Origin of the sequence: uncultured Pontibacter sp. (assembly GCF_947495565.1) — a bacterium.
Taxonomy (GTDB): domain Bacteria; phylum Bacteroidota; class Bacteroidia; order Cytophagales; family Hymenobacteraceae; genus Pontibacter.
In genome coordinates this window covers 50,524-70,030 of record NZ_CANLZM010000006.1, presented here as the reverse complement: position 1 = coordinate 70,030, position 19,507 = coordinate 50,524, and the positions used below count along the sequence as shown (strand labels likewise).

The 19,507-nt window shown below is 48.1% G+C and carries 10 protein-coding genes; 1 reads left to right on the top strand and 9 read right to left on the bottom strand.

Annotated features, from left to right (window positions below; genetic code table 11):
- Positions 1-17: 17 nt before the first annotated feature.
- Positions 18-3,065 (bottom strand): TonB-dependent receptor, encoded by a 3,048-nt coding sequence (locus tag Q1B04_RS09370; protein WP_299758483.1) that lies wholly within the window; start codon positions 3,063-3,065, stop codon positions 18-20.
- A 702-nt stretch (positions 3,066-3,767) separates the two neighbouring features.
- Here Q1B04_RS09370 and Q1B04_RS09365 point away from each other — a divergent pair.
- The gene (locus Q1B04_RS09365) at positions 3,768-6,698 is read left to right on the top strand and encodes a two-component regulator propeller domain-containing protein (protein ID WP_299758481.1); all 2,931 of its coding nucleotides are present in this window, start codon (positions 3,768-3,770) and stop codon (positions 6,696-6,698) included.
- Positions 6,699-6,770: 72 nt separating this feature from the next.
- On the opposite strand, the gene Q1B04_RS09360 is transcribed toward Q1B04_RS09365, so the two are convergent.
- From Q1B04_RS09360 to Q1B04_RS09325, 8 genes are all read right to left on the bottom strand, one after another.
- Complete coding sequence (locus Q1B04_RS09360) at positions 6,771-7,670, bottom strand: glycoside hydrolase family 16 protein (RefSeq protein ID WP_299758479.1); 900 nt, start codon at positions 7,668-7,670, stop codon at positions 6,771-6,773.
- Between the two features lie 102 nt (positions 7,671-7,772).
- Positions 7,773-10,124 (bottom strand): glycoside hydrolase family 3 N-terminal domain-containing protein, encoded by a 2,352-nt coding sequence (locus Q1B04_RS09355; RefSeq protein ID WP_299758477.1) that lies wholly within the window; start codon positions 10,122-10,124, stop codon positions 7,773-7,775.
- 54 nt (positions 10,125-10,178) lie between these two features.
- Complete coding sequence (locus Q1B04_RS09350) at positions 10,179-11,000, bottom strand: glycoside hydrolase family 16 protein (protein WP_299758475.1); 822 nt, start codon at positions 10,998-11,000, stop codon at positions 10,179-10,181.
- Positions 11,001-11,177: 177 nt separating this feature from the next.
- Entirely contained in the window at positions 11,178-12,581 is a 1,404-nt protein-coding gene (locus Q1B04_RS09345) for a PKD domain-containing protein (RefSeq protein ID WP_299758473.1), read from the bottom strand.
- A gap of 32 nt (positions 12,582-12,613) precedes the next feature.
- Positions 12,614-14,110 (bottom strand): RagB/SusD family nutrient uptake outer membrane protein, encoded by a 1,497-nt coding sequence (locus Q1B04_RS09340; RefSeq protein WP_299758471.1) that lies wholly within the window; start codon positions 14,108-14,110, stop codon positions 12,614-12,616.
- A 28-nt stretch (positions 14,111-14,138) separates the two neighbouring features.
- Positions 14,139-17,204: a TonB-dependent receptor gene (locus Q1B04_RS09335; protein ID WP_299758469.1), complete on the bottom strand. Its 3,066-nt coding sequence runs from the start codon at positions 17,202-17,204 to the stop codon at positions 14,139-14,141.
- Positions 17,205-17,709: 505 nt separating this feature from the next.
- The gene (locus Q1B04_RS09330) at positions 17,710-18,672 is read right to left on the bottom strand and encodes a calcium/sodium antiporter (protein WP_299758467.1); all 963 of its coding nucleotides are present in this window, start codon (positions 18,670-18,672) and stop codon (positions 17,710-17,712) included.
- Positions 18,673-18,764: 92 nt separating this feature from the next.
- Positions 18,765-19,472 (bottom strand): YebC/PmpR family DNA-binding transcriptional regulator, encoded by a 708-nt coding sequence (locus tag Q1B04_RS09325; protein WP_299758465.1) that lies wholly within the window; start codon positions 19,470-19,472, stop codon positions 18,765-18,767.
- Between the last annotated feature and the right edge of the window lie 35 nt (positions 19,473-19,507).

Here is a 19,507-nt window from a genome sequence, read left to right as displayed (position 1 = left end):
ATGTTCAGGGTTTAGAGTTAGAAGCTGAAATTAAGGCCAAAAAGTACTTTACGCGGTATAGGGTACACACCTCTGTCAATACCCAGGCTGTTCACGTTGTTGCTACCAGCCTCAGGGTCCAGCCCAGGGTAGTCGGTAAAGGTGAAGAAGTCATCAAGCGAAACATAGAAACGGGCGTTTTGCACACTGATTCTTTCGGTAAGTGTGTTCGGTAAAGTATAGCCGAGTTGTAACTGCCGTATGCGGGCGTACGAGCCGTCGAAAAGCATCAGGTCGCTGTTGTACACATAAGTGCTGGTAGTGTTAGGGGCAAACCAGCTGTTGGTGCTGCCGGGGCCGGTCCAGCGGTCTTCATAGAAGAAAGCAGGGCGGTTGGCGGTTGGCCTGTCTACACGGTTAAAGGCCAGCAGCACATCATTGCCGGCCTGCCCTTGTATAAACGCCAGAAAGTCAAAGCCTTTATAGCTGAGGTTGATGCGGCCGCCGTAAATCACCTCCGGGTGCGGACTGCCTATAAAAGTCTGGTCATCGGGTGAGATCTGGCCATCGCCGTTTACGTCTACCACAATTGGGTCGCCTGGCTGCGGGTCGTACCCTGCTATGTTGTTCTCGCTCAGGTACTGGTCTATGTCTTGCTGCGTCTGGAAGATGCCTGCCGTTTTATAGCCCCGGAAATACCAGATAGGAAAGCCCTCTTCAAAATATGTAGCCGTCCAGCCGGTGCCCACGCCTGTGCCTGCAATGCGGTTTACGTTCGGGTTCAGGAAGGTAACCTCATTATCTATAGTTGTCAGGTTCACGGCAAATTCATACTTAAAGGCATTGTCGCTGTTGTTGAAGCCCAGCTCAAATTCCCATCCTCTGTTTCTTACGTCGCCACCGTTTACGAAAGGCAGTGTGTTACCTATAAAACGAGGCGGCGTGCCGGGTGTAATAAGGTCTTTGGTGGTTTTAACAAAATAATCGGTGGTCAGGGTAAGTTTGTTGTCAAAGAAGCCCATGTCTAAGCCTATATCCACCTGCTCGCTGGTTTCCCACTTCAGTTCGGGGTTAGCCAGGGCCGCTGGCTCGGCAACCGTAATGTAACCGCCGTTTCCGTCCGGGTAGCGTATGCCCTGCGATGTGATAACGGCCGCCCATTGCCCTAAAGTCAGGTTTGACAAGCTGCCGTTCTGGCCCCAGCTGCCGCGTATTTTAAAGTAGTTGAGCACATCGTTTGCCGGGAAGAAATCCTCATTAGTGAAAACCCAGCCTACTGACACTGATGGAAACGTACCCCACTCGTTACCCGGAGGCAGCAAAGAAGAGCCGTCGCGGCGGACGGTCAGGTTCAGCAGGTATTTGTTCTCGTAATCGTAGGAAAGCCTGCCGTAGTATGACTGTAAGGTGTTGGAGTTTTCTGTGCCTGCTATCCTGTCATTGTCATCCGGCGTAAAGTCCGGGAATGCGAAAATATCCTCTTCGGCAAACAACCCTGACGAGCTGCCGTTGAGCCTGTTATACTTTCTTTCTAAGGCAGAAATACCGGCAAGCACCGTGAAGTTGTGAGAGCCTATGGTGCGCTGGTAGTTTGCGTAATTCTCCCACTGCCAGGTAAACCAGTTTTCATTGTTATCGAAGGTGTTAGCCACCGTGTTAAGTCTTTCTGAGGAGAACCAGAAGCTTGGGTTCCAGCCGTGATTACGCTGAAAAGCCGCATCTATACCGAAACGCGTCGTGATTGTGAGCCCTTCAATAGGCTCCATATCAGCATAAATATTGCCGACCACTTTGTTTTGAACGGTGCCGCCCTTTGTAATCGCTAACTGGGCCAACGGGTTTCCGACCTCTCCTCTAATGTATGGAGACAGCCCGTAGATGCTGCCATTGCCATCCCGAACCAGCGGAAAACCAGCATCCAGGGCAGTCTGTACAAAATCAGGCAAAGCACCCGTATAAATAGTTGGTGTGATAGGGTCCATGAGTATGGCGTTGTTTATCACAGAGCCGAATTCGGAGTCTTCTTGTATGCCTGTTCTCTCGAAGTGGGAGTAGGAGAGCCTGTTGCCGATGTTGAGCCAGGATTTGATCTCATGGTCGGAGTTGAGCCTGACGGTGTAACGGTCGAAGCGAGCCTTATCGCCGCCTACTACGCCATCTTGCCGGAACATGGTGCCATTTACCAGGAAGGAGGATTTGTCTGAGCCGCCGCTGAAGCTTACCGAGTGCCGTTGCATGGGAGCAGTCTCAAAAATCTCGTCGAGCCAATTGGTGCCCTCTACATTAGCAACATCTGCCGGGTCGGGTATTACGCCTGCGGTGTTAGATTCATTTAGGTAGGCTGCATACTGCTGGGCGTTCATCAGGTCCATGCGGTCGCCTACTGACTGTATCCCGTACTGGCCGCTGTAAGAAACGGAGGATGGCGCTCCCTTGCTTCCGGTTTTAGTGGAAATAATGACAACACCGTTGGCACCCTCAGCACCGTATATAGCAGCAGAGGCCGCGTCTTTTAAAACCTCTATAGAAGCAATCTCGCTCGGGTCCAGGTACTCAATGCCGCCGGTCCGCATGCCATCCACAATATAGAGCGGCTCCGCGTTGCCATTAGAGCCGGCTCCGCGAACTCTTACCCGCATGCCGCTGCCCGGTGAGCCGGAGGCAGGCAGCACCGTAACACCAGCTGACCGGCCCTGCAGTGCCTGCTCCACGCGTGTAGAGGAAACGGTGGCAATTTCTTCCTGATTAACGGAGGAGATGGCACCCGTAACCAGGCTTTTCTGCTGCGTGCCGTAGCCAACCACCACTACTTCTTCGAGTGCCTCAGCGTCCGGAGCGAGCGACACGTTAATTGTTGACCTGTTGCCAACCTGCACCTCCTGCGCCTTATAGCCGATAAAAGAGAAGACTAGCGTGCCTTCGCCGCCCGGCACAGCAAGCGAGTAATTTCCGTTTGCGTCGGAAGCTGTTCCGCGGGTTGTGCCTTTAAGTATGACCGTTACACCCGGAAGGGCGCCGCCGTTCTCATCTGTCACCTTACCTGTAACAGTAACATCAGCCGTTTGCTGCATCAGTGGCTTGGGCATACTCCACGCGTTTGCACAGGTAACAGAGCCTGTACAAATAAGCATAAGTATGAAGCCTACGTTCGAAAGGAAAAGTCTATTCATAGGTGAGTTGTTAAGTGATTAGAATTGATACATGACTTTATTTCTAAGAAGGTCCCGGCCCCGGCGCTCAGTGTTTGGGAGAAGAGAGAGGTGAAAAAGAGGCGGTTTGAGTCCATCAAATTAAGTTTTCTGTTGCTTTAACCTTTGTTGTTATCATGAGCAAGGCACCAGGGGAAGAGATGTATTCTGCTGTTGCTGCACCTGGCCGAACTGTTTTCTGCTTTTATCTTGCTGTAGTTTTTCTTAAATTTTCGGATTGTTTTCCTTTCTGAAAAATATTAGTGAGTGCTTACTTTGTTTTAGTTGCTGTTTTTTACGAGGATTAATTATTAATGATTTGATTTTTTTATTGGATAATTTTTATTGATTGTTATAACTTTTTATTCTAAGGCTGTTAACCTTGGATATTTTGAAGAACCATACAGCCAGCATTTTCTTACTGATTTAGACTGGTTTGTTCAGCCGAGCTATACTTGGATTAGAATATGCTTATTATTATGTATAAATTTATGATTGCCTTTTGGCATATGTGTTGCCAAAAGATCATCCAGAGTCTGTGAGTTTATACTTGTGTAAGCTTGCAATTGGAGATGAGCTAACTTGATGCGGAGTTTTTGAATGAAGAAGTTATATGTAGTGCTGGCTATACTCCTGATGTGTTACCCTACGCTGGCACAGGTAAAGAATGAGGGTATACCTTATATCCGGAATTATACCCAACAAGATTATAGCGCCTCGCCTCAGAACTGGGCCATAGTGCAGGACCACCGCGGCGTGATGTACTTTGGTAATAATTTTGGGGTGGTGGAGTTTGACGGTAACCATTGGCGGCTGATCAGCTTAGCGAACCGCACCATTGCCCGATCGCTTGCTGTAGATAAAACAGGGCGTATTTACGTTGGCGGGCAGGGTGACTTCGGCTACCTGGAAACAGATGAGCGGGGGCAGATGGCGTATGTTTCGCTTAAGTCTAAAATTGAGGAGAAGCACCAGAACTTTGCCGATGTCTGGAAAATCTATACCTCTGATGACGGCGTGTACTACTGCACCGTTTCCGGTGTATACCACCTTCAGAACGATAAGATAAAAGTATACGAAGCACCAGTAACGCCTACAGGTTATCCGTTTCTGGTTTACAATAAGCTGCTGCTTCCTATACCTGGCAAAGGGGTGTACGAGCTTAAAAATGACCGGTTTGTGTTTGTGCCCGGCAGCGAGAAGATGGCAGACTACGTGATTATCGCTATGCTGCCTCATACCAATGGCAGGTCGCTTATTCTGACGGAAGAGAACGGCATTTTTATGTATAACGGCTACAGCGGCTTTGAGCCGGTAAACTGGGCCGTGGAAGACTTCCTGATCAAAAACAAAGTATACGCTGCTACCAGTTTATCCGAAGAGTATGCCATAGGCACTGCGCACGACGGCCTTCTGATAATTGATAAAAACGGGGTGCCGCGGCAGCATCTAAACAGGGAGAAAGGCCTGCAGAACAGCAACGTAAGAAGCATTTACCAGGATCAGTCCGGAAATTTATGGTTGGCCCTAAACAACGGGATTGACTACTTAGAGACAAACTCTGCCTTTACGCTTTTCAACGCAAAAAACGGTATTCCCGGCACCGGTTATACTTCTTTGCTTGATGGGGATGTACTTTACCTGGGCACCAACGACGGGTTATACTATAAAACATGGTCTAACACTGAGAACCCGCTCAACCCTTCGCCATTCAGGCAGGTTGGCAACACGCAGGGGCAAGTATATAATCTGCAAAAAATAAACGACAGGCTGCTGCTGTCGCACCACAATGGCCCGTTCGAGATTATAAATAACACCGCCTATAGGTTATCGGAGCATCGTGGTGCCTGGTTGTTCGTGCCGCTGGCCTCCCGCCCAGGGTATGTGGTGTGCGGTACTTACTCCGGGCTGCTGCTGTATAAATTTGTAAACGGGAAGCTGGAGTATCAGCATAGGATTAATGGTTTTGATGAGTCGGCGCGGGTAGTGGAGGAAGATAAGGAAGGCAATATCTGGGTGGCCCACGGTTACAAAGGCGTGTATAAACTAAGGCTTTCCGAGCAGTTGGATGAGGTGGAGAAACTCAGCTTTTATGACCAGCGCGCAGGCTTTCCCTCCAACTTGTTCATCAATGTTTTTAAGATAAGCGGCAAACTGGTGTTTACCGGAGAGCGCGGTATTTATAAGTATAACAAGAGCAAAGACCGCTTTGAAGAGCATGAAGAACTAGGCAAGCTGCTTGGCCAGGAAACACACATCCGCAAGCTGATTGAGGACAGCGAGGGCAATATCTGGTTTTCGGCGGGCGTGGAAATGGGCGTGCTGAAAAAGAGAAGTAACGGGAGCTACGAAATTGAGAAAAATGTCTTCAACAAGCTGGAAGGCAAATTAACGGGAGGGTTTGAGCATATTACCCATTATAACCCGCTTAATGTATTGATCGGAGTAGATGATGGCTTTGTGCATTATCACCCTAATTATCAGCAGGCTAGAAGCTTGAATAAATCATTCCATACTTTAATAAGGCGCGTTGAGATAACAGCGCAAGGCCAGGACTCTCTTTTATCAGGCGGCACGTTTCAGCAAGAAGGTATAGCAACACTTAATCAGAGCGAGGAGAAGGTGCCTGTGCTGGCTTTCGACTCAAACTCTGTAAAATTCACTTTTGGGGCCATCTCTTATGATGATATCGACAGAGTGCGCTACCAGTGTTACCTGGAGGGCTTTGAAGCGGCCTGGTCACCGTGGTCCACGGGTTTGCAGAAGGAGTATACCAACCTGCGGGAGGGTACTTATACTTTCCATGTTAGGGCTAAAAACATTTACGGGAATGTAAGCGAAGAAGCAACGTATACTTTTGTGGTGTCGCCTCCCTGGTACAGGTCTCTGTGGGCATATTTAATTTACGCCTGCCTGTTTATACTTGCCCTGTTCCTGATCAAGAAATTGCAGGACTTGAGAGTTGCTAAAACAAAGCAGCGCTTGCAGGAAGAGCAGGAGAAAGCCTTGAAGCTGAAGGAGGCAAAGCACAAAGAAGAGGTGTTGCTGGCTGAACGAGAGATTATTAGGTTAAATAATGAGAAACTGGAGGATGAGCTGGTGCATAAAAACAAGGAGCTGACGAGCTCTGCCGTGCACGTGATGCAGAACATGCAAGCGGTGCATAAGGTAAAGGATCAGCTACAGGAAACCATAGAGCAGGTAACTTGCAAAAATACGCTAAAACAGCTAAAGAAATTGCTTAAGTCGGTAGAGGAGGAGATTAAGTTCGAGAACAATTGGGAGCAGTTTGAGCTCCACTTTAACCAGGTGCACCAGGACTTTCTGACACGCCTGCGCGAAGAGTTTCCGGACCTGACGCACCGCGACCTGAAGCTGTGCGCCTATTTGCGCCTGAATTTAACCAGCAAGGAAATTGCTTCGCTGCTTAAGCTATCATTGCGTGGCGTAGAAACCAGCAGGTACCGCATCCGGAAAAAAATAAAACTTGACCAGGAGGATAACCTGACGGAGTTTATGCTCAACTACTAGCCATCATTGCTGATAAAACAAAAAGGGATACCCCATACTTGGCGTATCCCTTTTTGTTGGATAGATAAGAGCCTACTGCTCGTTCATCTTGTAAACCCGGACATAATCTATTTCCATGGACTGCGGATAAACACTTGGGTCTACGCCTTGGGAACCGCCCCAGTCGCCACCCACAGCGATGTTGAGCAGCAGGTGGAACCTCTTGTCGAAAGGCCAAGTGGCGAAACCCTTTCCGTCATTGATAAACTCAAACACTTGGCTATTATCAATATAACCCCGGATGGCGTAAGGCGTCCAGTCTACGCGGTAGTTGTGGAACTCAGAGCTGGCGGTGGGAATCACCTTGCTGTTGCCCTTCTGGGTGCCCTTGCCGTGGTTGTAGGCCTCGGTGTGGACGGTGACGTGCACTTTGTTCTGGTCGTAGCCCACGTGCTCCATGATGTCGATCTCGCCTGACTTCGGCCAGCCGCCGTAGGCCCAGTCGGTGGGCAGCATCCAGATGGCCGGCCAGGTGCCCCTGCCGGTGGGCAGCTTGGCCCGTATCTCGAACCTGCCGTAGAGGAAGTCGCCTTTGCCCTTGGTCACCAGCCTTGCCGAGGAGTAGTCGCGGCCCTGGGTGCTCTCCTTGCGGGCCGTGATGGTGAGCAGGCCGTCGGCCACGCTGGCGTTGGCGGGGCTGTCGGTGTAGTGCTGCAGCTCGTTGTTGCCCCAGCCGTGGCCGCCTGTATCATAGCCCCACTTGGCAGGGTCAGGGGCGCCGCTATAGTCAAATTCGTCTGCCCAAATAAGCTCTGTAAATGTTGTCGTGTCAGTCACTTCGGCTACCGCTGTAGATGCTATAGCAGACATTTTTGCCAGGTTAGACACTGGCGTACTCGTTGCACCTGATTGGGAAGAAGTGCAGGAGCTCAGCAAAGCCACTGTAAGCAAAGATGCTGCAAGTATGCTCTTATAGTTAATCGAAAGTTTCATGTGGAAAGTATTAGTGCTGTAGGCACGCAGCGGTGATAAAGCTGTTTTAAAAGAAACGTGGAAGCAGATATTTCCGCCTCCACGTTAAGAAAACCAACTAATCTATTCTACTATGCTAAATTTTTGCTTCTGATCGCTCACGCTTATTACAAATTCTCCGGCCTCTACTGTCTTTTTGCCCTCTCTGTTGATGTAGGCTAAATCCTTCGGAGCAATTGTGAAAGTAACCGTTTTGCTTTCCCCTGGCTTCAGCGAAATTTTCTCGAAGCGGCGCAGGCGTCTGACATCCGGTGTAATGCCACTGGCATAAAGGTCTGAGGTAAATAATTGTACTGTTTCCTTGCCTTCTGTTTTGCCAGTGTTCTGCACATTTACTGTAACAGTTAACTGCTCAGATTTTCCGATCTGCGGCTTGCTCAGTTTCAGGTCGCTATACTTGAAAGTCGTGTAGCTTAACCCGTAGCCAAACTCATACTGAGGGCTATAGTCTGCCTCGTAATTGTAAACGCCTTCTACTGTTTGTTGCTCAGCAGATGGTTTGTGGATGTATGGCACCAGGGCATTTGGGTAGCGCGGGTAGTTGTAAGGCAGCTTACCAGATGGGTTCACGTCACCGAACAGCACGTCTGCAAGCGCATCACCGCCGAAGTTGCCCGGCTGGTAAATCTGCACAATGCCCTGCACCTTTGGCTCAATACGGCTGATAATGCGTGGTCTGCCTTCATTTAGAACCAGGATAACAGGCTTGCCAGTTGCAATTAGTTTCTGAGCCAGCTCCGTCTGCAGGTCTGACAAGTATAAATCGCTCAGGTTGCCAGGCGTTTCGGTGGAGGTGTTCTCGCCAACGCAAAGTATAATAGCATCTACAGACTGGGCCGCACTCACAACTTCGGCCATCTTATCAGCGGCTTCTTCGTAGTACTTACCATCCATTTTGTAGCTTACGCCAGGAACATAACTTACATTTTTAGCTCCGATCTCGTTCTGAACTGCCTCTAGAATAGTGTTATACTTGCCTGCAAACTCATCCACTTTTTCACCTTGCCAAGAGTAGGTCCAGGCTCCATTTAAGGTACGCATGTTGTTTGCGTTAGGGCCAGTTACTAATACCTTGGCTGTTTTCTTAAGCGGAAGGGCATTCTGCTGGTTCTTAAGCAACGTGATAGACTCGGCTGCCATTTGGTAAGCTGCCTGCTCAAACTCTTTGCTGCCAAACTTAGGGTAATCTTTCGGGTTGGTGGTAGGGCGCTCAAATAAGTTTAAGGCATACTTTACACGCAAAATGCGGCGCACGGCGTCATTTATACGCTCTTCTTTCACCTTGCCCTCTTTTACCAGTTCCACTAATCCGTTGCAGAAAGGCTCATACTGATAAGGAATCATAGACATGTCGATGCCCGCGTTGATGGCCAGCATAATCGCTTCCTTGTGTGTCGCGGCTACTTTGTCTCTGGTGTGCAGGTACTCGATATCGCCCCAGTCTGTCACTACTAGTCCTTTAAACCCGAGCTCCTCTTTCAGCAGCTTTGTCAGGATATCATGGTTAGAGTGTACGGGCACCCCGTTTATAATTCCGGAGTTGATCATGATAGTATGAGAACCGGCATCTATGGCTGCTTTAAAGGCCGGCAGGTGATACTCGCGCAGATCAGTTTCAGAGATGGTAGTTGGCGTTCTGTCTTTGCCTGAAGTAGGAACCTGGTATCCCAGGAAGTGCTTCATGCACGAGGCTACATGCTCCGGATGCCCTATGTTATTTTGCTCCCCTTCATAGCCGTCGATCATCTGTACACCAAGTTCAGAGGTCAGGTACGGGTCTTCCCCAAAGGACTCGAACTGGCGCGAAAATCTCGGGTCTGGCGCTAAGTCCAGAACAGGGGAGAAGTTCCACGGAATAGAGCTGGCACGTGTCTCGTACGCAGTTATCTCAGCACCTCGTCTCACTAACGCACGGTTTCGGCTGGCGGCCTGGTTAATCTGTTGCGGGAACATCGTGGCGCCTACCGTGTAAGTGGCACCGTGAATTTCATCCACACCATAAATAATAGGTATCCCCAGCCTAGTGTCTTTCATGGCTACGTCCTGTAGCTGGCTGATAACGCTGTACCATTTCTGAGGAGTAAGGGCCCGGTTGTTGGCCGTGTTCAGCACCGATCCAATTTTATAGTCTACCAGCGCCTTTTTTAACTCGGTTTTATCCAGCTCAAATGGCTCGAAACTGGAGAAACGGTTATCGCCCTTTCCAACTACATCCAGCGTGATCTGAGCCATTTGGCCCACTTTTTCCTCCAAAGTCATTTTACTCAGAAGCGCCTCTACTTTTTTGTCTATTTCGGCTGCGCTAGGAGCATTTTGTGCTTTGTTGTTTTTAGTCGTCTTGCTTTTCTGAGCCTGTGCATTTGGCAGCACGGTTAAAGCTAAGAGGGCCGCAAGGGCTATGTGTTTAATTTTCATTTCTAAAGTATGAGTATCCGTTTTAAAAGTATCGTATGATTGATAAGGTACTGTCTATAAATCATTCATTTTATATACGCGCACATAATCGACCTGCATGGCCTGTGGGAATACAGTTGGATCCACGCCCTGCGCTCCGCCCCAGTTACCGCCCACGGCTATGTTGAGCAGCAGGTGGAACCTCTTGTCGAAAGGCCAAGTGGCGAAACCCTTTCCGTCATTGATAAACTCAAACACTTGGCTATTATCAATATAACCCCGGATGGCGTAAGGCGTCCAGTCTACGCGGTAGTTGTGGAACTCAGAGCTGGCAGTGGGGATCACTTTGCTGTTGCCTTTCTGGGTGCCCTTGCCGTGGTTGTAGGCCTCGGTGTGGACGGTGACGTGCACTTTGTTCTGGTCGTAGCCCACATGCTCCATGATGTCGATCTCGCCTGACTTCGGCCAGTCGCCGTAGGCCCAGTCGGTAGGCAGCATCCAGATGGCCGGCCAGGTGCCCCTGCCGGTGGGCAGCTTGGCCCGTATCTCAAACCTGCCGTAGAGGAAGTCGCCTTTGCCCTTGGTCACCAGCCTTGCCGAGGAGTAGTCCCGGTCCTGGGTGCTCTCCTTGCGGGCCGTGATGGTGAGCAGGCCGTCCGTCACGCTGGCGTTGGCGGGGCTGTCGGTGTAGTGCTGCAGTTCGTTGTTGCCCCAGCCGTGGCCGCCTGTATCGTAGCCCCATTTGGCAGGGTCAGGGGCGCCGCTATAGTCAAATTCGTCTGCCCAGATCGGGGTAGACTCGAAGGTCCAGTTTTTATCGGTTGGAGCCTGTGGCCTTGGTGCAGGGGCAAGCGGACCCGGGTCATCTGACTTTGAGCCGCACGATGTAATAAACAACGGTAAAAATATCAGCGTTAAAAATTTCCCTGCCCTTCGTTTAGTTTCCTCTCCTGTAATCTTCATTTTAAAGTGATTGCTGATTAATAGTTACTTATTTATACTATGTCGAAAATAATTATGATAGAGAAAAAGCCAGGATTAAATCCCGGCTTTTTCTTTATTCGCTTCACACAATTAATTTTCGAGTCTAAAGTCATCCAAGAAGAAAATGCCTGGAATGTAGTTGCCTTCCCCGCCTATTTGGATTACAATTCTGTCTAGATCCTTTCTGTTAACTGTTTCAGCGGCACCGAAGTCGAACGTTAACTCTACCCACTCGTTCAGTTTGTCCACCTGCTGCTTAATCTCTACCTGAGTCTCCCATGGCTGGGCTGTAGTGCTATTCTGCAATTTGATAGACACCTGCTTGAGCAGATGCGGATCGGCCCAGGACTCACCTTCAGCTGAGTTAAAATCATTATAGCCAGGTATAAAAATTTTAAGCTTAAACACGTTACGCTCACGCAAATCAAGATTATGATCGAAATTAAGGAACATGTTAGCAAAGGCATAAGGCTGCCCGGCTTGCTTTACGTACATAGCCACCTTAGCTGATTTATTAATAGGAAACGGAGCAGGGTTGTCGTAGCTCTGGTTCAAGGTAAGGCCGTCAGTTTTCCAGACTACGTTACCGTCTTCATCAAAATTGTCGTAGATGTCGGTCATCTTGTATTCCTTTTCAACTACTTTTATTGGCGGTATATAGCCTTCAGGTACAAGTACGTAATTACGCACACCGCCTCCGCCGCAGCATACTTTTCTTATGTGCAGTCTATTTTCGGATAACTCCATCACCTCGTAAGTGCCGTTTCCATCTGCCCAGGCAATGGTTTCACCATTACTCACTGAAAGCATGGTTTTCCCGTTTTCCTCATAAAGTCTCCAGGTGCTTTTAGTTGCTGTATGTGAAGCGCAAACATTCTCTTCTCCGCCTTCTATGCCCCACATAGCGCCTCCGCTTTGGTTCTCGAAAGCAAAGCCTTCAAGTTTAAAGACATACTTATCGTCTTTCATACAATCGCTCTGGGCGTCCAGTGTTTGGCTCCACCACGAGGATGGTGCTTCTGGCGTACCTCCAAAGTTCATAGGGCCTACCGGGTCAAAGACCCAAGTCTTACCCTCAGCAGCGTCAGAACCACCTGTCAGGAAGTTGTAATCTTCCCGATCCAGCATAGTGAAGTCCGTTTTTGCTATCTGAATAGTTTTGGTGCTTATGGCATGGCCTCCGTTAGTAAACACAGTTAACTTTACTGTATACTCGCCTGCCAGCGCAAAAGCTCCCTGTGCTTGCTGCCCCTCAGCCACAGCTCCGTTGCCAAAGTCCCAGATAGCCTTAAAAGCCCCCGGGGTCTGGTTTGTAAAATTGATGATATTAGGATTGTTAGCCGAAGGAGTGGCCGTGAACTGCACCATCTCAGAAGATATGGCTGGTCCCAGCTCCGCATCACCTCCTTCTGGAGTACAGGCTGTAAACATACCCGTGAGCAGCACCGCTGCCAACAAAGAGTATACTTTTGATTTGGAAATACTATATTTCATGATTTCTTTCAATTAAAATAAGTGGCAAATGCTTATCGGTACTCAGGGTTCTGCACAAGCTTCGTGTTTCTTAGCTCATCCAGCGGAATAGGTAGCACTTCATGCTTGCCAGCCATAAAACCCATAGGAGCTAATACAGAGGCTGCTCTACCTGTGCGTACCAAGTCGTGGAAACGGTGGCCTTCTGTGGCCAATTCTAAACGACGCTCTGTGTAGATATTCTCTAGAGTAGCCGCTACAGGTGCCAGACCTACACGGTTGCGCACAGCATTCAGCAGTTCTGCTGCTCTGCCTATGTCGCCGCCTCCTTGTACAATGGCTTCTGCTTCCATTAAGTAAGTATCAGCCAGACGAATTTCAATATAATCGATTGGGAAGTTAAGAGCGGCGTCCCCACCTAAAGTAGAAAGCCATTCTATTGTTGGAGCATACTTCTTGATAAAGTAACCTGTGTCATCATAGCCAGGCTCATAAGAGGCATCATCCATACTATTGATATCCAATACTGTATACTCGTAGCGTGGGTCATCCTTCAATGCCTTTACAAGACTTTCGGTGAGTGGGTTAAAACCCCAACCAGCTATGTATGTCGGTCCTGAATATCCTCTCGGCCCTACCATCTGCACGCCAATATTACCTTCAGTGTTTGTCCAATTGTCCCAACCTGTTCTTGAAAGGTTGGTGTGCACAATTTCGAAAATTGATTCGCTGTTGAACTTGTTCGCCGGGTCAAAAATTTCACCGTAGTTATTTAGCAGTTTATAGCCATACATGCTGGTGCCGCCAGGGGTGCCATTTACGTCTGCCAGCTGCTCAGCCGCCTTACTCCATTCCTTCTGGTATAAGTATACTTTGCCAAGCAGAGCTTTTCCAGCACCTTGTGTGGCACGGCCTCCTTCTGATGCCACAGGGACAGTAGTTGGCAAGTTAGGAATCGCTTCAGTTAAATCTTTTTCGATTTGGGCATACACCTCTTCCGGGCTTGCTTGTGTCTGGTTAAAGATCTCCTCAGTGGCAAGAGGGGCCGTGAACAGCGGCACGTTTCTAAATAGGCGTACTAAATCAAAGTAGTAGTAAGCGCGTAAGAACTTTGCTTCGGCAACGTAGCGGTTGGCAGTAGCCTCGTCTAGTCCTGGTATACCCGCTTCTATTTTAGATAGTAATGTGTTTGCTCTTGCCACTCCTCTAAAGTTTCTGTCCCAGTATTCTTCTTGGGGTCCAATAGCTGGAGTTATGTTAAAGCGGTTCCATGCCTGCCAGGTGTTCATGTCAGACGGTCCGCCTCCGCCTGCGTAGGCATCGTCTGAGGCAGCATTGATGGTGGCAAAGTTATGATAGGTTTCGCCAGCCTGCCAGCCAAGCGGGTCATAGGCAGCCACCACACCGGTATAAGCCTCTTCAGGGTTTTTATAATATTCAGACTCTAGAATTGTGCCTTCTGGGTCTACTTCTAAAAAGTCATCTTCACAGGCACTAAACAGTGGCATGGCTAAAGTGAAGACGGCAGCATATATGAATTTCTTTTTCATGATTCTTGTGTTTTAATATTCCTTCCTGTTACAGACTTAAGTTTAAACCAACCATAAGTGTGCGTGCCTGCGGGTAGAAAGCACGGTCGATACCGAATATGTTACCGCCAATTTCAGGGTCGTAGCCGGTGTACTTGGTGAAGGTTACTAAGTTGTTGCTGCTTACATAGAAGCGTGCACGCTGTAAGGAGATTTTGTCAGTGATTGATTTAGGAATAGTGTACCCGATCTGTAATGTCTTTATTCTGAAGTAGTCTCCGTCTTCCAAATAGAAGTCAGAAGGATTGGAGAAGTTGTTGTTAGGGTCAGAAGTTGACAGTCTAGGGTAGTCATTTGAAGTGCCTTCACCCGTCCAGCGGTTCAGTGCTTTAGATTGCCAGTTAGCTGTGCTGATTTCTAAACGACGCAGTCCCTGGAAGATCTTATGCCCTGTAGCACCCTGTCCGAATACAAGCAGGTCAAAGTTTTTCCAGTCCAGGTTCAGAGTAGCACCGAAGGTCCAATCAGGTAGTGGTTTGCCAAGTACAACACGGTCCTCTGCTGTAATCTGTCCATTTCCGTCTGTATCTACCCAACGGAAATCACCTGGTTGAGCATTTGGCTGTATAACTGTTCCGTCGGAATTAACATAGTTCTGTACTTCTTCTTCGTTTTGGAAAATGCCGTTTGTCTGGAAACCATAGAACGCACCGTACGGCTGCCCCACAATCATGCGGTTTAGAGGGAATTGGAAAGTTTGGATGTAGGCACTGCCATTATCAGTGAATTGCTTTCCGCTTTCAAGTGACAGGATTTCATTCTTTACATAAGCGGCATTGCCTGATAATCTGAAACCGACCTCGCCAAAGGTTTTATTATAACCTAGCTCAAGCTCAACACCTCTGTTTTGCATATCAGCGATGTTGGCAGGGGGGTTACCTGTTTGGCCTGCATAACCCGGTAACTCCAGGTCTCTAAGGATGCCAGTGGTTTTCTTGTTATACCAGTCAAACGTGAAGTTGAAGTTGTGCAAGAAATTTGTCTCGAAACCGATGTTGGTCTGTGCCGTTTCTTCCCAACGCAAGTCAGGGTTAGCCGGTGCATTCGGGCTGTAGCCAATAGTGTAGCCGTCGTTGCCGAAAGTATAGTTTCTGCCTGGGCTCACGGTAGAGATAAAGCCGAAGTTACGGGTGTTGTCGTTACCAACCACACCATATGAACCACGGATTTTGAGGAAGTTCACTACATCATTAACTGGCCAGAAATCCTCGTTGGAGGCAACCCAGCCCAAAGATACGGACGGGAAGTAACCATACTTGTAGTTCTCTCCAAAACGAGAAGAACCGTCTCGACGGATGATACCGGTAAACAGGTACTTCTCCTTATAATCGTAGGTGGCGCGGGCGAAAAGTGAGTTAATTGTGTGTGCTATAGCATCATAAGCATAAGCTGTGATGTTAGCGCTTGGAACCGGTAAGTTAAATGAGGCGTCATCAAAGTTTGTAGCCGGAATCGCATTGTAAGAAAGTCCAAGTCCGTCAGACTGGCCATCTTTATAAGCACCTTGTCCTAATAGTACAGAGAAGTTATGGCTATCAAGTTGTTTAGAGTAAGACAGAATGTTCTCTATGTTATAGTCCACCACCATGTTTCTGTTACGGCTCCTGGCAGTCTGGGTGCTGATGGTAGAAGCGTTCAAATAGTAAACTGGTCTGTAGCTCTCGTCACCCCAGTAAGCCAGTTTACCGCCTAGTGTCGACCTTAACTTAAGTCCTTTAAGTGGCTCAATCTCAGCAAAGGCATTTCCGACGATGTTGTCAGACCATCCGTAGTTACCTAGTTGCGTCTGGATATAAGCCAACGGGTTAGTCATTTCCTGCATTACAGTTGTAGAGATACCATAAGGATAGCCCTGGGCATTTCTGATAACAGGCTGCTTGTTATAAACACTGTTGGGATCTTGCAGTATAGCCGGGTCAGTTATCAGTACAGGGGTTGTAGGATCCAGGTTGATGGCAGAGTTAAGAGGGCCACCGAATTCTGTGTTCGGGTTAAAACCACCTTTACTCTTAATATGGGAGTAACCCACGTTCTGACCTAAAGTTAGCCATTCAGTTACCTCGTGGGTTGAGTTAAGACGCACGTTGTGGCGCTCATAGTTCGATATGGCTGATGCCACAATACCCTCCTGATTCAGGTAACCATAAGATGCGTAATAAGAAGATTTGCCGTTGCCACCGCTTACACTAAAGTCGTGGTTTTGGATGCGGGCATCGTCGTTGAAAACATACTCCTGCCAATCAGTGCCTTCGCCCAGCGATCTTGGATCTTCATATATAATACCGCCGCCGCCGTTTACAGAAGCTTCGTTTCTAAGAGTGGCATACTCTGTGGCATTAAGTAAATCCAGTTTTCTACCTGGAGCCTGTGTGCCGTAGTAGGCATTGTAATTTAATCGGATAGCTCCTTCTTTACCTTTCTTGGTTGTTACCAGGATAACACCGGCAGCACCCCGAGTACCATAAATTGCGGCTGAGGCAGCATCTTTTAGCACCTCAATAGACTCTATGTCTGACTGGTTCAGGAAATCAATGCCGCCGTTCACGATAACACCATCTACTACATAAAGTGGATCGTTGTTGTTTAGGGTAGTTATACCTCTAACGCGTACAGTAGAGGCTGCACCCGGTGCTCCGGAGTTAGCAGCAACGGCTACACCGGATGTTCTACCCTGCAGCGCCTGCTCTACGCGGGTAACCTGCTGGTTCTCCAGATCTGCGGTTCTAACACTGCTAATGGCGCCTGTTACTACACTCTTCTTTTGGCTACCGTAGCCTACCACCACTACCTCTTCCAGTGCTCTTGCATCCGGGGCTAGCGATACGTTGATAGTTGCTCTGTTATTAATCTGTATTTCCTGCGGCGTGTAACCGATAAAAGAAAACACTAGTGTTCCGTTTGCATCCGGAACCGCTATAGAGAAGTTACCCATAGCATCTGTTGTTGTTCCTCGGGTGGTGCCTTTCAGAACAACGGTTACACCTGGTAAGCCTGAGCTGTTTTCATCTGTTACTTTACCTGATACAGTAACTGCCTGGGCAGTCTCAGAACTCATTGGCCGCAGATTACTCAAACTACCTGCATAGGTGCTTGTATGCAAGCAGGCAGTTAAGGTAATACAGCCAAGAGCTGTGTATAGATGTTTTCTCATAAAAATGTAGTTAGGTGAATGTTATTAGTTTCCTTAGATATGATTGAGTGGTTACTATATACTATGAAAGCATAATTTTACAGCTAATAAAGTATTCTGCAAAAGAAGTGGCTACAGCATGACTACTTGTGTACTACGTCATGACTACTTTAAAATAAACATACATCGCATAATTTATTGAAAGTGAGTTGTTTGTGTGCCTTATGTTGTGAAATATTGTTAGAGGCAATAAAAGAGCGTGAAAAGGTGATTGGCTACTTATTGAAGTGGTAAAAAGGGAAAGGCAGATAAGGGGAAGCACGTAGTAGTATAAATAAATCTTGAAGAAGCAGAAACTAAAAACGCCTGCTCAATAAACATGAGCAGGCGTTTCAGGAAGTAAATAAATCTTTAAAATAGAAATGAGTAACTACCCACGTATAATGAGATAGCCTATATAAGAGAAATACACCAGTAGAAAAATGATGCCGTTAAAGCGATCAATAGCGTTGCGCTTGCCGATAGGCATGGCAAGTATAAGCATGGTGCTTGCCAGGATCATCATGATGATATCAGAGTTGTTCATCACGTTAAAAGGCAGCGGGCTGATAAGGGCACTGATGCCCAAAATCCAGAGCAGGTTAAAAATATTTGACCCTACCACATTGCCCACTGCAATATCAATGTTGCGGCGATAGGCTGCCATGGCCGAAGTAACCAGTTCTGGTAAGGAGGTGCCAATTGCTACTACCGTTAGGCCGATAAACGACTCACTCAGCCCCATCGACTGCGCAATATGAACGGCTCCGTCTACCACCCATTTGCCTCCTAAAAACAAACCCAACGCTCCTATAGCTATGAAAAGTATGGATTTGCCGATTGGCATAACCTGCGTTTCCTCGTCTGGCAACACTTCATCTTTGTTCGTTTTGGCTACGTTATAGATGTAGACCATAAACATCCCGAAAAAGCCAAGCAGTATAGCGCCATCTAAGCGGCTGATGTATAAGTCGTAACGGCTGTTTAACAGGGTTGCGTTTGCTAAAAAACCTACCAAAAGTGTGGCGATCAGGGAGAAAGGGATTTCCGTTAGTATAGTGTTTCGCTTTATTGGCAGCGGGCAGATGAGTGCTGTTACCCCAAGTATAAGGAGGAGGTTAGCCACATTGCTGCCGAACACATTACCAATAGCCAATTCAGGCTGCCCTTGCATACTTGCCAGTATGTTAACAATAAGCTCCGGCAGCGATGTTCCGAAGGAAACGACTGTTAAGCCTACCACCATGTCTGACAAACCGTAGCGCTTGGCGATAGAAGAGGCGCCGTCTACCAACATATCAGCACCCTTAATTAGTATAACAAAGCCAATTGCAAAGAGAAAGTATAGGAGCATACCGGTTTAATTTTTTGTTAACTGTGTGCGGTAAAAAAAAGGCTGCCCCAAGTATACCCGGAGCAGCCGCTATGTTTACAAGTTTTCAGGCACTAGGCCATGTTATGGTAGACCGCCTGAATGTCATCGTCTTCCTCGAAGCGCTCAACCATACTTAGTACCTCTTCCTCTTGCTCTTCGGTTAGCTCGGTGCGGGTAGTAGGTATGCGCTGCACATCGGCACTAATCACTTCTAAACCTTTTTCTTCCAAGCCTTTTTGCATATTACCGAACTCCGTAAAAGGGGTTTCAATAATAATTTCGCCCTCGTGCTCGTAAATGTCTTCTGCACCAAAGTCAATCAGCTCCAGCTCCAACTCCTCCAGGTCTACGCCTTCTGCTGAAATCTTGAAGATCCCTTTGCGGTCGAACATGAAGTCTAACGAACCGGTTTTGCCTAGCGAGCCCCCGCCTTTAGAGAAGTGCATACGCACGTTGGCCACCGTTCTGTTCAGGTTATCGGTGGCGCACTCTACCACTACAGCAATGCCGTGCGGGGCATAGCCTTCATATACTACCACTTCGTAATCTTTCTCCTCTTTAGAAGAAGCACGTTTGATAGCCGCCTCAACACGATCCTTGGGCATGTTTACGCCTTTGGCATTCTGAATAGCCGTTCGAAGGCGAGAGTTGGTGTCAGGGTTAGGACCGCTTTCTTTTACGGCCATCACTATTTCTTTGCCGATGCGCGTAAAGGCCTTCGACATTTTATCCCAGCGTTTAAACTTACGGGCTTTTCTGAATTCAAATGCGCGTCCCATAGTATGCGTTTTGTGTGTCTACAAAGTTAGGCAGC

Coding starts and splice junctions, on each gene's coding strand:
- Q1B04_RS09345 (WP_299758473.1), bottom strand. CDS start 12,581: ATGAAATATAGTATTTCCAAATCAAAAGTATACTCTTTGTTGGCAGCG.
- Q1B04_RS09360 (WP_299758479.1), bottom strand. CDS start 7,670: ATGAAACTTTCGATTAACTATAAGAGCATACTTGCAGCATCTTTGCTT.
- Q1B04_RS09330 (WP_299758467.1), bottom strand. CDS start 18,672: ATGCTCCTATACTTTCTCTTTGCAATTGGCTTTGTTATACTAATTAAG.
- Q1B04_RS09335 (WP_299758469.1), bottom strand. CDS start 17,204: ATGAGTTCTGAGACTGCCCAGGCAGTTACTGTATCAGGTAAAGTAACA.
- Q1B04_RS09365 (WP_299758481.1), top strand. CDS start 3,768: ATGAAGAAGTTATATGTAGTGCTGGCTATACTCCTGATGTGTTACCCT.
- Q1B04_RS09370 (WP_299758483.1), bottom strand. CDS start 3,065: ATGCCCAAGCCACTGATGCAGCAAACGGCTGATGTTACTGTTACAGGT.
- Q1B04_RS09325 (WP_299758465.1), bottom strand. CDS start 19,472: ATGGGACGCGCATTTGAATTCAGAAAAGCCCGTAAGTTTAAACGCTGG.
- Q1B04_RS09340 (WP_299758471.1), bottom strand. CDS start 14,110: ATGAAAAAGAAATTCATATATGCTGCCGTCTTCACTTTAGCCATGCCA.
- Q1B04_RS09355 (WP_299758477.1), bottom strand. CDS start 10,124: ATGAAAATTAAACACATAGCCCTTGCGGCCCTCTTAGCTTTAACCGTG.